12 protein-coding genes are annotated in these 12,036 nt (G+C 70.1%); 7 read left to right on the top strand and 5 right to left on the bottom strand.

Features of this window, described 5'->3' with window-relative positions; genetic code table 11:
• The first annotated feature begins 62 nt into the window (after positions 1-62).
• Positions 63-1,025 (top strand): LysR substrate-binding domain-containing protein, encoded by a 963-nt coding sequence (locus AC07O8_RS08350; RefSeq protein ID WP_495047553.1) that lies wholly within the window; start codon positions 63-65, stop codon positions 1,023-1,025.
• Between the two features lie 27 nt (positions 1,026-1,052).
• Here AC07O8_RS08350 and hemW read toward each other — a convergent pair whose 3' ends face one another.
• Genes hemW through AC07O8_RS08325 form a run of 5 tightly spaced genes read right to left on the bottom strand, consistent with a single transcriptional unit; the run spans position 1,053 to position 5,504 of the window.
• Positions 1,053-2,237, bottom strand: a complete 1,185-nt coding sequence (gene hemW / locus AC07O8_RS08345) for a radical SAM family heme chaperone HemW (RefSeq protein ID WP_495047623.1) — start codon at positions 2,235-2,237, stop codon at positions 1,053-1,055.
• Between the two features lie 10 nt (positions 2,238-2,247).
• The gene (gene rdgB / locus AC07O8_RS08340) at positions 2,248-2,853 is read right to left on the bottom strand and encodes an RdgB/HAM1 family non-canonical purine NTP pyrophosphatase (protein ID WP_495047552.1); all 606 of its coding nucleotides are present in this window, start codon (positions 2,851-2,853) and stop codon (positions 2,248-2,250) included.
• 31 nt (positions 2,854-2,884) lie between these two features.
• Complete coding sequence (rph, locus tag AC07O8_RS08335) at positions 2,885-3,619, bottom strand: ribonuclease PH (RefSeq protein ID WP_495047551.1); 735 nt, start codon at positions 3,617-3,619, stop codon at positions 2,885-2,887.
• Between the two features lie 20 nt (positions 3,620-3,639).
• Positions 3,640-4,539, bottom strand: coding sequence for a PP2C family protein-serine/threonine phosphatase (locus AC07O8_RS08330; RefSeq protein WP_067275106.1), 900 nt, complete (start codon positions 4,537-4,539; stop codon positions 3,640-3,642).
• Positions 4,536-5,504: a serine/threonine protein kinase gene (locus AC07O8_RS08325; protein WP_058936168.1), complete on the bottom strand. Its 969-nt coding sequence runs from the start codon at positions 5,502-5,504 to the stop codon at positions 4,536-4,538. The genes AC07O8_RS08330 and AC07O8_RS08325 overlap by 4 nt, the downstream gene beginning before the upstream one ends.
• Positions 5,505-5,535: 31 nt before the next feature.
• Between AC07O8_RS08325 and AC07O8_RS08320 the strand changes: the two genes are divergently transcribed.
• The 6 genes from AC07O8_RS08320 (at position 5,536) to AC07O8_RS08295 (ending at position 11,973) form a co-directional block, all read left to right on the top strand.
• On the top strand, positions 5,536-6,453 hold the full coding sequence (locus AC07O8_RS08320) for a YicC/YloC family endoribonuclease (protein WP_495047550.1): 918 nt from the start codon (positions 5,536-5,538) through the stop codon (positions 6,451-6,453).
• 575 nt (positions 6,454-7,028) lie between these two features.
• Positions 7,029-8,105: a sigma 54-interacting transcriptional regulator gene (locus tag AC07O8_RS08315; protein WP_495047549.1), complete on the top strand. Its 1,077-nt coding sequence runs from the start codon at positions 7,029-7,031 to the stop codon at positions 8,103-8,105.
• Positions 8,106-8,275: 170 nt separating this feature from the next.
• On the top strand, positions 8,276-8,527 hold the full coding sequence (locus tag AC07O8_RS08310; protein WP_495047548.1) for a hypothetical protein: 252 nt from the start codon (positions 8,276-8,278) through the stop codon (positions 8,525-8,527).
• Between the two features lie 64 nt (positions 8,528-8,591).
• Positions 8,592-9,230: a Pvc16 family protein gene (locus AC07O8_RS08305; protein WP_495047547.1), complete on the top strand. Its 639-nt coding sequence runs from the start codon at positions 8,592-8,594 to the stop codon at positions 9,228-9,230.
• A complete protein-coding gene (locus tag AC07O8_RS08300) occupies positions 9,227-10,087 on the top strand; it encodes a hypothetical protein (RefSeq protein WP_495047546.1) in 861 nt (286 codons plus the stop codon). The genes AC07O8_RS08305 and AC07O8_RS08300 overlap by 4 nt, the downstream gene beginning before the upstream one ends.
• A 92-nt stretch (positions 10,088-10,179) precedes the next feature.
• Positions 10,180-11,973 (top strand): phage tail sheath family protein, encoded by a 1,794-nt coding sequence (locus AC07O8_RS08295; protein WP_495047545.1) that lies wholly within the window; start codon positions 10,180-10,182, stop codon positions 11,971-11,973.
• The last annotated feature ends 63 nt before the right edge of the window (positions 11,974-12,036 follow it).

Genomic DNA, 12,036 nt, shown 5'->3' with positions numbered 1-12,036 from the left:
CTTTCCAGTAAGTCGCTACAGTCGCCCTCGCTTTCCCTTCCCGTTCTCCCGGAGGACACCCGATGCGACTCCCCCGCCTTCCGCTCCAGTACCTGGCCGCCTTCCGGGCCGCCGCGCTGCACCAGAACCTGCGCGCGGCATCCGAGGAACTCAACCTGACCCACAGCGCCGTGAGCCAGCAGATCCGCGCGCTGGAGCTGCAGCTCGGCTTCCCCGTCTTCGACCGGCAGGGGCGACGGGTCGTGCTCAATGCCGCCGGCGGCGCGTTGCTGCGCGGCGTGGAGCGCGCCTACCAGGAGCTCGACCAGGGCCTGCGCGCCGCAACGGCCGCGCACGGCGTCGAGCAGCGCAGCCTGCGCGTGACGGTGCTGCCGTCCTTCGCGCAGCGCTGGCTGCTGCCGCGGCTGGGCCGCTGGCATGCGCGGCATCCGGAGGTGACGATCGAGATCGAGGCGTCCCCGCGCCTCGTCGACCTGGAGCGCGAGAACTTCGACATCGCGCTGCGCCAGGGCCTCGGCCCGTGGCCGGGCTTGGACAGCGAGCCGCTCTTCGACCTGTCGATGCTGCCGGTGGCCTCGCCGGCGCTGGCGCACCAGCTGATCGGCGAGCCGCTGGAAGCGCTCGCGCAGGCGCCGCTGCTCGGCGACGCGGCGCAATGGGAGGATTGGTTCTCGCAGGCCGGATTGCGGCGCCAGGTCGTGCCCGTCGCGATCTTCAACGACTTCGGCATCCTGCTGCAGGCCGCTGAGCAAGGCATGGGCGTCGGCCTGACGCGCGAGCTGCTGGCCGCGGATGCGCTGCTCGACGGGCGCCTCGTGCGCGTCGCGCCTCGGCAGGCGATGCTCAAGGAGCCGCAGCGCTACCACATCGTCTACCGGCCGAAGTCGCGCGAGGAGCCCGCCGTGTGCGCCTTCATCGACTGGCTGCACGAGGAGACCGCGCAGTCGCGCGCCGCGCTGGACGGTGCGAAGACCTGCCTCGCGACGGGCAAGGTCACGCCGGCGGCGACGCCTGTCACGCTCTGAGCCTCAGGCGCTCAGGCGCTCAGGCACTCAGGCGCTCAGGAACAGTTCCTGCAGATCGCTGAGGAAGTCGAAGCCGCGCGGCGTCGCGCGGATCACGGCGGGATCGAGGTCGAGCAGGCCCTTCTCGCGCCCTTGCGCCATCGCCTTGGCGATCGCCGACGGCGGCAGGCCGGTGCGCTCGAGGAAGCTCTGCATCGTCACGCCTTCGCGCAGGCGCAGCGCGTTCAGCATGAACTCGAAGGGCAGCTCGTTGCGGGCGACCTCGTTCTCGTTGGACACGGCCTGACCCTCGGCCGCCTTCTGCATGAAGGTCGCGGGATCGCGCCAACGCACCTGACGCAGCAGCCGGTGCGCGAAGCTCAGCTTCGTGTGCGCGCCGGCGCCGATGCCGAGGTAGTCGCCGAACTGCCAGTAGTTGGTGTTGTGCGTGCAACGGTGGCCGTCGCGCGCGTAGGCCGAGACCTCGTAACGCGACATGCCCTTGGCGCCGGTGCGCGCGGTGATCAGGTCCAGCATGTCGCTGGCCAGGTCGGGATCGGGCAGGTGCGCCGGCGGCGCATTCGCGAAGCGCGTGTTGGGCTCGATCGTCAGGTGATAGACCGACAGGTGCGGCGGATCGAAGGCCAACGCGATGTCCAGGTCCTGGTCGAGCTCCGCCAGCGTCTGCCCCGGCAGCGCGTACATCAGGTCGATGTTGAAGGTGCCGAACGAGCGGGCCGCCTCCTCGATCGCCGCGCGCGCCTGCGTGCCGCTGTGGATGCGGCCGAGCGCGTGCAGCTTCGCGTCGTCGAAGCTCTGCACGCCGATGGACAGCCGCGTCACGCCGGCCTGCGCGAAGCCGGCGAAGCGGTCCTTCTCGAAGGTGCCGGGATTGGCTTCCATCGTGATCTCGCAGCCCGGCTCCAGCGGAAGCCGCGCGCGCAGGTCGGAGATCAGTTCGGCGATCTGCTCCGGCGCGAACAGGCTGGGCGTGCCGCCGCCGATGAAGATCGACACGACGGCGCGTCCCCAGATCAGCGGCAGCGCCGCTTCCAGATCCGAGCGCAGCGCGGCGAGGTACTGGCGCGCGGTCTCCACGTCGAGCTCGCGCCCGTCGCGGTATTCATGCGAGTTGAAGTCGCAGTACGGGCACTTGCGGATGCACCATGGCAGGTGCACGTACAGCGACAGCGGCGGCAGCGCCGACAGCGTCAGGGTGCCGGGCCGCATCATGCGGATGATGTCAGCCAAGGTGCCAGCTCTCGCGCATCTGGCGCAGCAGGTCTTGCGACGCGAGCGCACGATGGCTCAGGCGGTTCTTCGCCTCGGTGCCCAGCGCCGCCACGCTCTTCCCGAGTTCGGGAATGAACAGCAGCGGGTCATAGCCGAAGCCGCCCTCGCCTTCCTGCGCGTGCAGGATCTCGCCGTGCCAGCGGCCCATCGCGATCAGCGGCTCGGGATCGTCGGCCGAACGCACCGCGACGAGCGCGCAGACGAAGCGAGCGCGCCTGTCCGCGATGCCTTCGAGCTTCTCGAGCAGCACGCGGTTGTTTTCGGCATCGCTCTTCTCGCGGCCGAACAGGGTCGCATAACGCGCCGACAGCACGCCCGGCAGGCCGCCGAGCGCGTCGACCGCCAGGCCCGAATCGTCCGCCAGCGCCGGCAGGCCGCTGGCCTTCGCCGCGTGGCGGGCCTTGGTCAGGCCATTCTCGACGAAGGTGTGGAAAGGCTCTTCCGCCTCCGGGATGCCGAGGCTGCCCTGCGTGACGAGTTCGATGCCGAGCGGCTCGAACAGCGCCTGCAGTTCCTTCAGCTTTTTCGCATTGTTGGAGGCCAGGACCAACTTCATCGCTTGCTCCAATCGGACAGGAATCGCGGGATTACTTCAGCCCGAGCGCTTCGCGCTGCGCGACGAGCAGCTCGCGGATGCCCTTCTCAGCCAGGTTCAGCAGCACGTCGACCTCGGCGCGTGTGAACGCGACGCCTTCGGCCGTGCCCTGCAGCTCGACGAAGTGTCCCGCGCCGGTCATGACCACGTTCATGTCGGTGTCGCAGGCGGAGTCCTCGACGTACTCCAGGTCCAGCAGCGCCTGGCCGTCCAGGATGCCGACCGAGATCGCGGCGACCGCGTCCTTCAGCGGCGACGCGGCGATCTTGCCCTGCGCGATCAGCCAGCTCACCGCGTCGTGCGCGGCCACGTAGGCGCCGGTGATCGCCGCGGTGCGCGTGCCGCCGTCGGCCTGCAGCACGTCGCAGTCGATCTGGATGGTGCGCTCGCCGAGCTGGGACAGGTCGAACACCGCGCGCAGCGCGCGGCCGATCAGGCGCTGGATCTCCTGCGTGCGGCCGGTCTGCTTGCCGCGCGCGGCCTCGCGGTCGCTGCGGGTGTGCGTGGCGCGGGGCAGCATGCCGTACTCGGCGGTGACCCAGCCTTCGCCGCTGCCGCGCTTGTGCGGCGGCACCTTCTCTTCGACGGAGGCGGTGCACAGCACCTTGGTGTCGCCGAACTCGATCAGCACCGCGCCTTCGGCGTGGCGGGTGTAGTGGCGGGTGATGCGGACCGGACGCAAGGCGTCCGCCGCGCGCCCTTGCGGGCGGGTGGCGCTGCTGCTCATGAGGAAATCCTTTGGTGCCTTCAGTGGGGCTTCTTGCCGGCCTTGCGGATCGCGTCCTGGATCTCGCGCACGGCGGAATCGATCTCGGCCTCGTCGAGCTGCACGTCCTGGGTCGCCCCGTGGATCGTGGAGGCGAAGCCTTCCTGGTCGAGGTCCTGCGTGGAGATGGAATCCGGGGCGTCGCCCTCGCCTTCCCACTCCACGGCCAGGGCCGTCACATTGTCGCTGCGCGCGCCGGCCTGGCGCAGCGCCTGCTCGACGAGCTCCGGCACCGCGTCGCCGACCGAACGGCTGTCGGACATGTGGCGCAGGATGTCCACGTCGCTCACCGAGCTCCACAGCCCGTCGGAGCACAGCAGCATGCGGTCGCCGTTCTGCAGCAGCACCGGGCCGTTGACGTCGATCATCGGCTTGCCGGGGCTGCCCAGGCAGGTGAACAGCACGTGGCGGTTGAAGCGCTCGGCGCCGGTCGCGTGGCGGCCCAGCGCCTCCTGCAGCTCGCTGTAGGAATGGTCGCGCGTGCGGGCGATCAGCTCGGTCTCGCGCAGCAGGTACATGCGGGAGTCGCCGCAATGCGCCCACCAGATCTGGCCCTGCTGCATCAGCCCGACGACGATGGTCGTGCGCGGCGTGTCGTTCATGCCGCGCTGCTGGGCGTAGGTCAGCAGCTGCTGGTGCGCGAGCAGCACGGCGGTCTCGAGGAACTGCGACGGCTCCTTGATCACCGGCTGCGCGTCGCGCTGGAACAGCGCCGCGACGTTCTGCAGCGCCAGGTGGGCGGCGACCTCGCCGTCCGGATGGCCGCCCATGCCGTCGGCGAGGGCGAAGAGACCGGCCTCGCGGGTATAGCAATACCCCATGCGGTCCTCGTTCTTCTCCCGTCCGCCCCGACGGCTCACCTGATAGACGGAGAACTTCACGCCTTGGCCCCGGTCTTCAGGTTCTCCAGCTGCAGCTTGAGGCGCTCGCTGAAGCTGAGCTTGGTGTAGCGGCGCTCGGTCTCGCGCGACAGTTCCTTCTGCAGCGCGAAGACGCTCTGCGGACGGGTCAGCGGATCGAGCGACATGCACCACTCGGTCACTTCGAGCAGGTTGTCGGAATACACGTTGCGCAGGCGCGAGAGCGACAGCCCGAGGCGGTCCTTCTCCAGGCGCTGCGGCGCGTCGTTGGGCGGATAGCCCTGCATGCAGGCGTAGATGCAGGCGCCGATCGCGTAGATGTCGGTCCACGGGCCCAGCGAGCCGTCGCGTCTGTACATCTCGGGCGCGGCGAAGCCGGGCGTGTACATCGGCCGGATGAAGTTGCCTTCCTTGGACAGCACTTCGCGGGCCGCGCCGAAATCGAGCAGCACCGCCTTGTTGTCGTTGGTGATGAAGATATTGGCCGGCTTGATGTCCAGGTGCAGCATCTTGTGCTGGTGCACGATGCGCAGGCCCTTGAGGATTTCGTCGAACAGCGAACGGATGGTCGATTCGCGGAACACCTTGTCACGCTTCAAATCGCGTGCGGTCACGATGAAATCCTGCAAGGTATCGCCCTGCAGGTAATTCATGACCATATAGACGGTCTCGTTCTCGCGCAGGAAATTCAGCACCGAGACGACGCTCGGATGCGAAATTTGCGCGAGGGAACGGCCTTCCTCGAAAAAGCTGCGCAACCCCAGGCGGTACAGGGGTTGTTTCTCCGGTTTCACGCGGGGCGTGAGTTCTCCGGGAGATCGTTCTGCAAGGGACGAGGGGAGGTATTCCTTCAGAGCGACCAAGTGATGGTCGGGGTCTTCGGCGAGATAAACGACGCCGAATCCACCCGCAGCCAGTTTCTTGATGATCTGATAGCCCCCCACCACCGTGCCTGCGGGCAAGGGCGCCGGTTTCGGCTTTGACATAATCGCGGTTCGATTGTTCTACCGATAGCTGATGCCAGTTTACAGCATGACCGGTTATGCCAGCGCCACGGCACAACCCGCGAACTCCGGCGAAACCCCTAGCCCGGCCACCCAACCCGCGGTCACGGTGGAGGCGCGCTCGGTGAACGGACGTTTCCTCGACCTGAGCTTCCGCATGCCCGACGAGCTTCGCTCGCTTGAGCCGGCCCTGCGCGAGCTCGTCTCGGGCAGCGTCAAGCGAGGCAAGATCGAACTGAGGATCAACACCCACAAGGACACCGACACATCCTGGCCGAACCCGCAGCCAGAGCAGCTCAACCGGCTTTCGCGGCTGGAATCGCAGGTTCAATCCTGGCTGCCGAAGGCGCAGGGATTGAGCGTCCAGGAAGCGCTCAACTGGTGCAAGACCGGCGCGACCGGCGCGTCGGCGAACGACGAGACGGTGCTCGACGCGGCGCGTCAGTGCATCAAGGGATTCCTCGAGGCGCGCGAGCGCGAAGGGGCGAAATTGGTCACGATGCTCAAGCAGCGCGTCGCCACTTTGCGGGACCTCGCCACACAAGCCGAGCCGCTGATCCCGGCCGCGGTGCAACGCCAGCGGGAGCGTTTCCTCGAGCGCTGGCAGGAGGCGCTGAGCGCGACAGGCGCCACGCAGACCATCTCCGAGCAGTCGCTGCACGAGCGCGCCGTCAACGAGGCGGCGGCCTATGCGCTGCGCATCGACGTGGCGGAGGAGCTCACGCGACTGCGCGCGCACCTGGACGAGATCGATCGCCTGCTCAAGAAGGGCGGCGAGGTCGGCAAGCGGCTGGACTTCCTGATGCAGGAGCTGCACCGCGAGGCCAACACGCTGGGCTCGAAGGCCGCGGCCATCGAGCTGACCAACATCTCGGTCGAGATGAAGGTCGCCATCGAGCAGATGAAGGAACAGGTGCAGAACATCGAGTGAGCGGCGCCCCGCGCCCTCGACTCAACGGAACCGCAAGATCTGCCGAACGGCAGGTCTTGTGAGCCGTCACCGCACCGCGCCCCCCGTCGACGGCAAACCGAAGCGACCCTCGAGCGGCACTGATTGAGTTCGGTGCCGAGAAGCGGTGCCAGTAGACGAACATGAAGTCGAAGGACGCCGGATAGCCGACGAACACGGGCTGTCCGGGCAGGCCGTCCAGCCACGCCACGTAGTCGAGCATCGCGGCCAGCGGCGGCCGCGGATCGACGCGCGACGCCTGCCAGGCCTCGGGATGCCGCGCCCACCACGCCATCGTGTCGGGATGCCCGGCCGCCTCGGGCAGCGTGTCCAGATTCGCCGAGACGGTCGCCACCAGGCCCCCTATCGCCAGGGCATCCCCCCAGTTCCGCAATTGACCTGTCCGGGGTGGTGGCCTAGCTTGGCGACTGGCACACCGAGGCGCCGCGCCTGGTCATACGAACACACAGACACACGGGCAACCTCCTGGGAGGAGTGATGGTGAAGCGAAGTTCGCGCGCACGGCGACGTCTCCTCGCCGCGGCAGGAGCGCGCCCATGCTGAGCGAACGCTCGCCCCAGCTCGTGGGCCGCGCGCCGGCCTTCCTGCAGGCGCTGTCGCTGATCGAGCGCATGGCCCGCTACGACGCGCCGGTGCTGATCGTCGGCGAGACCGGCACCGGCAAGGAGCTGGCGGCGCGCGCGATCCACTACCAGTCCGAACGGCGCGACGCGCCCTTCGTGCCGCTGAACTGCGGCGCGGTGCCGGAGACGCTGATCGAGAGCGAGCTCTTCGGCTGCGAACGCGGTGCCTTCACCGACGCGCGCCAGGCCCGCAGCGGCCTCATCGCGGCCGCCGAGGGCGGCACGCTCTTCCTCGACGAACTCGATTCGCTGCCGCTGCGCGCGCAGGTGTCGCTGCTGCGCTTCCTGCAGGACTTCCGCTACCGGCCGGTCGGCGGCACGCGCGAATGCTGCGGCGACGTGCGCGTGGTCGCCGCGGCCAGCCCCCGGCTGCATGAGCTGCTGGAGACCGGCGCCTTCCGCGACGACCTGGCCTTCCGCCTCAACGTGCTGCTGCTGGAGATGCCGCCGCTGCGCGACCGGCCCGGCGATGCGCGGGTGCTGGCGGCGCACTTCATCGCGCGGCATGCGCGGCAGCATGCGTTGCCGCCGCGTGCGCTCGCGCCCGGCTGCGTCGACTGGATCGCGCGTTACGCGTGGCCCGGCAACGTGCGCGAGCTCGACAACCGCGTGCAGCGGGCGCTGATGCTGTCCGACGGCGACGAGCTGGACCTGCGCCCGTGTGCAACAAGCGCGGTCGGCGCGGTCGGCACGACGGGCGCGACGGGCGCGATCGGCGCGACGGCTGCGAGCGGAGAGATCGTCCCGGGCGGCGCCTCACGCGTCGGCTCCTCCGACCGCCGCGCCTCCGCCGGCGACCTCCGCGCATTCAACGATGCGCGCGAGGAAGCGATGCTGCACTTCGAGCGCAGCTACCTCGAACAGCTGATGCACTCCGCGCACGGCAACGTGACGCACGCCGCGCGACTCGCCGGCAAGGAACGCCGCGCGCTGGGCAAGCTGCTGAAGAAGCACGGCCTCGAACGCGACGGGTTCGAGGCGCCGAACTGATCCCGTCACCGGGTCGACGCCGACCCGGCGGGTGGCGGGCAGCGGGTCCGCCATCACCCACCCGGCCGCATCCGCCACTCGCCTCTCCTCTGAAGACGGCCGTCGAAGCCTCCCCGCATCCCCTGGCACGTTCCTCGCATTGAGGGCTCACAACGTTGCTGGAGACGCCGTTGTGCGAAGACGCAGGCACGAGAAGACGGCGAGCGGAGTCGGCCATCCTGGCCCACCTCGCCCGCCATCCGCTCGCCGCCGACACCGAACAGGGGATCGCGCAATGGTGGCTGGGCTCGCAGGGCGTGGACGTTCCGCTGGTCGACGTGCGGCAGGCGCTGGAGACGCTGCAACGCGAGGGCCGCATCGAACGCGCCACGCTGCCCGACGGACGCGCGATCTTCCGCGCGCCGCGGTCGGGCGGCCCGTGATCCGGCGGCGTCCGCCGTCAGGCGTTGCCACCTCATCCCGAGCTTGTCAGAGGACTTCAGCCGCATGGCCAACATCCAGGCGATCCACTCGGTCGGACACTCGATCGTGACCTACCTGCGCAACACCTACCCGGCCGACGCCGGCGGGTCGGCGATGCCGGAGTGCGACGTCGCGCTGGTGTCGTCCGGAGAACTCGCGGGACCGCAGGACGACACGACGCGGCTCACGCTGTACCTGTACCGCGTCACCGTCAACGAGCACCTGCGCCAGCACCGCCCCGACCGCATGTCCGGCGAGCAGCAGGCGCCGCTGGGGCTGGACCTGCACTTCCTGCTGAGCGCCTGGGCCAACAACCCGCAGGACGAGCTGCTGCCCTTCGCCTGGGCGATGCGGCAGCTCTACGAGCATCCGCTCCTCGACGCCTCCGCGCTGTCGCCCGAGGCCGGCTGGGGCCCCGACGAGGTGATCCAGATCATCCCGTCCGAGCTGCCGACCGAGGACATGATGCGCATCTGGGACGCGCTGGAGCCGGCGTATCGACTCTCCGTCTCCTACATCGCGCGCCGCGTGCGCCTCGATCCGGACTCCCTCCTCGACGCCGCGCCGGTCGTGGCCACGCGTTTCGGGTACGGCACGGCCGTGCCGGCGGGGACTGCATCGCCGGGCGTTGCGCCCGGAGGTGCGCCGGGAGGCCCGCCATGACGCTGCTGATCCGCGAGCTCGAGCGCATCGACACGCGCGTGCTGGGCGCCCTGCGCTGCATCGACGCGACCACCCGCGCGCAGGTGGACACGCCGCTGGACGTGCGCATCGATGGCGCGACGGTGCGACGCAATCGCAGCGGGCTGTACGTGATCGTCCGCGCGGAAGCGCTCCCCGCACTCCCGGCGCTCTCGGCGCTCGCGGCCCACGAGGCCGCCTTCGACAACCCGCCCGCCACGCCCGCCGTCGGCGCCGTGACGCTCGCCGTGACCGTCACCGATCCCGCCGGCCGCTATCTGCCGCGCCGCGCGGCGCTGGCCCTGCCGCGCGATCCGCAGCCGGGCAATGCCGCGTCGTCCGACTCCCTGTTCCGTCCGGTCGAACTGCCGCTCTATCCGTCCGCCATCGCGCCGACGGGCATGAACTGGTCGGTGCTGCGCCTGAGCGTGCACGAGACCGGCAGCCTCGACGCGCTCGGCGGCGCCCTGTTGCTCGCCCGCGCCGACGGCAAGGTGCTGGCGCGCGCGCTCACCGACTGGCGCGGCGAAGCGATGCTGCCGGTGCCCGGCGTGCCGGTGACGACCTGGTCCGACGACTCGGACGAGGTCGTCGTCACCGAACTCGCCGCCCGCATCGAATGGTGCTTCGACGCCGCCCCCGGCGCGGGCGGCACCCGCACGCCGGCGGCCCAGGTGCGCGCCGGTCGTGCGCCATCGGTCCTGCCGCTCGTCGATCCCGACGAGCTCGAATCCCGCGCCGCCGCGCTGCCTGTCGCCACGGTTCCCATGGCCACGCTGGACGTGGCGCTGGCGGCGGGACGTTCGCAGTCTTTTTCGCTTCCCCTCGCACTGCCATGAAGGACTTCCTGAAGGCCCCGCGAGTTGTTCGTCACGGCGATTCCCACCGCGGCCCGGCCCGCGGATGCGCCTTCAGGCAAAGGAGATAGGCCATGCCCGAATACCTGGCACCCGGCGTCTACGTCGAAGAGACCAGCTTCCGCGCCAAGTCCATCGAGGGCGTGGGCACCAGCACCACCGCCTTCGTCGGCCCGACGCGACGCGGCCCCGTCGACGGCGTGCCGGAGATGGTGACCAGCCTCACCGACTTCGAGCACGTCTACGGCAGCCTCGAGAACCTCGGGCTGAGCGACGTCACCGACGCGCGGCGGCGCCTGAACTTCGTGGCGCATGCGGTGCGGGCGTATTTCGACAACGGCGGCTCGCGGCTCTACGTCGTGCGCACCGCCAACACCGCCGGCACGGCCGCGGGGCGGCTGCGCGACCCCGGCGGCACGCCGGCCGAGGGCGCCTTCATCCGCGCGCGTTTCCCCGGCGCGGCTTACAACGGCCGGGTGCTGTTCCGCGAGTCGCGGCGTCCCGCGACGCTGCGCACGGTGGGCACGGCGCCGGCGGGCAGCGTGCTGGCCGTCACCGTCGGCGGCACCGAGACGCTCTACACCGGCAGCGGCGCGACCTGGGCGGATGCCGCGGCCGCCGCGCTGTCGCTGACAGGCCTCGGCCCGGACGACGTGCCCGGCGGCGCGGGCGCCACGGCCAACCTGGTGACGCTGGCGCTGGACGTGATCGACGCCGACGGCGGCGCGCAGACCTGGGAAGACATCGGCGTGGCGCGCACGCATCCGCGCTGGCTAGGCGCGGTGCTGGCGCGGACGCCGGCCAGCCGCGCGGATGCGCTCGTCAACACGGTCTGGGCCGACATCGGCGACGCGGTCGACGGCTTCGAGCTGATGGCCGCGATCCGCGCCTTGCCGCTGGTGCCGGGCGATGCCGATGGTCGTCGCGTGCTTGCCCTGGGCAGCGGCGTCGGCAGCGAGGCGGGCAGCGACGGCGTCGCGCCGGTCCTCGGCGCGGAGACCACGTCCGGCAGCTATGCCGCGGCGCTCGCGATCCTGTCCGGCATCGAGGACGTCTCCATCGTCGCCGCGCCCGGCAGCAGCGCCTACGCCGAGGCGCAGGCCGTGCAGAACGCGCTGATCGCGCATGCCGAGCGCCGGCGCGCCTACCGCATCGCCGTGCTCGACAGCGCGCCCGCGCAGACGCCCGGCGACATGCGCGTCGCGCGCGGCCGCGTCGACTCGAAGTACGCGGCGCTCTACTACCCCTGGGTGGTCGTCGCCAATCCGCTCTCGCGGCCCGGACGCGACGACATCCCCAAGGAGATCGCGCTGCCGCCGTCGGGTTTCGTCACCGGCATCTACGCGCGCAACGACATCCAGCGCGGCGTGTACAAGGCGCCGGCCAACGAGGTCGTCACCGGCGCGCTGCGTTTCGAGTCGGACGTCAACTTCGCGCAGCAGGAACTGCTCAACCCGCTGGGCGTGAACTGCCTGCGCTACCTCAGCGGACGCGGCTACCGCGTCTGGGGCGCGCGGCTGGTCTCCAGCGATCCGGAGTGGAAGTACGTCTCCGACCGGCGCTACTTCAACTACGTCGAGGCCAGCATCGACCGCGGCACGCAGTGGGCCGTCTTCGAGCCCAACGGCGAGCGGCTCTGGGCCAACGTGCGCCAGACCATTTCCGACTTCCTCTACAACGAATGGCGCAACGGCGCGCTGCTGGGCAGCACGGTGGAGCAGGCCTACTTTGTGCGCTGCGACCGCAGCACGATGACCCAGAACGACCTCGACAACGGCCGTCTGGTCTGCCTGATCGGCGTGGCGCTCATCAAGCCGGCCGAGTTCGTCATCTTCCGCATCGGCCAGAAGACGGCCGACGCGGCGTGACGCGTACGCCGCGCTGGAACCGCACGACCCGCACGACCCGCACGCATTGCATCAACGGCCCTG

The sequence above is a fragment of the Roseateles sp. GW821-FHT09G09 genome (assembly GCF_059415965.1).
This window is presented reverse-complemented; position numbering and strand designations above follow the sequence as displayed.

What these genes read in the sequence shown, in the direction of transcription:
- AC07O8_RS08350 (WP_495047553.1), top strand. Translation starts at nt 63, where the DNA reads ATGCGACTCCCCCGCCTTCCGCTCCAGTACCTGGCCGCCTTCCGGGCC.
- hemW (WP_495047623.1), bottom strand. Translation starts at nt 2,237, where the DNA reads ATGATGCGGCCCGGCACCCTGACGCTGTCGGCGCTGCCGCCGCTGTCG.
- rdgB (WP_495047552.1), bottom strand. Translation starts at nt 2,853, where the DNA reads ATGAAGTTGGTCCTGGCCTCCAACAATGCGAAAAAGCTGAAGGAACTG.
- rph (WP_495047551.1), bottom strand. Translation starts at nt 3,619, where the DNA reads ATGAGCAGCAGCGCCACCCGCCCGCAAGGGCGCGCGGCGGACGCCTTG.
- AC07O8_RS08325 (WP_058936168.1), bottom strand. Translation starts at nt 5,504, where the DNA reads ATGTCAAAGCCGAAACCGGCGCCCTTGCCCGCAGGCACGGTGGTGGGG.
- AC07O8_RS08320 (WP_495047550.1), top strand. Translation starts at nt 5,536, where the DNA reads ATGCCAGTTTACAGCATGACCGGTTATGCCAGCGCCACGGCACAACCC.
- AC07O8_RS08315 (WP_495047549.1), top strand. Translation starts at nt 7,029, where the DNA reads ATGCTGAGCGAACGCTCGCCCCAGCTCGTGGGCCGCGCGCCGGCCTTC.
- AC07O8_RS08305 (WP_495047547.1), top strand. Translation starts at nt 8,592, where the DNA reads ATGGCCAACATCCAGGCGATCCACTCGGTCGGACACTCGATCGTGACC.
- AC07O8_RS08300 (WP_495047546.1), top strand. Translation starts at nt 9,227, where the DNA reads ATGACGCTGCTGATCCGCGAGCTCGAGCGCATCGACACGCGCGTGCTG.
- AC07O8_RS08295 (WP_495047545.1), top strand. Translation starts at nt 10,180, where the DNA reads ATGCCCGAATACCTGGCACCCGGCGTCTACGTCGAAGAGACCAGCTTC.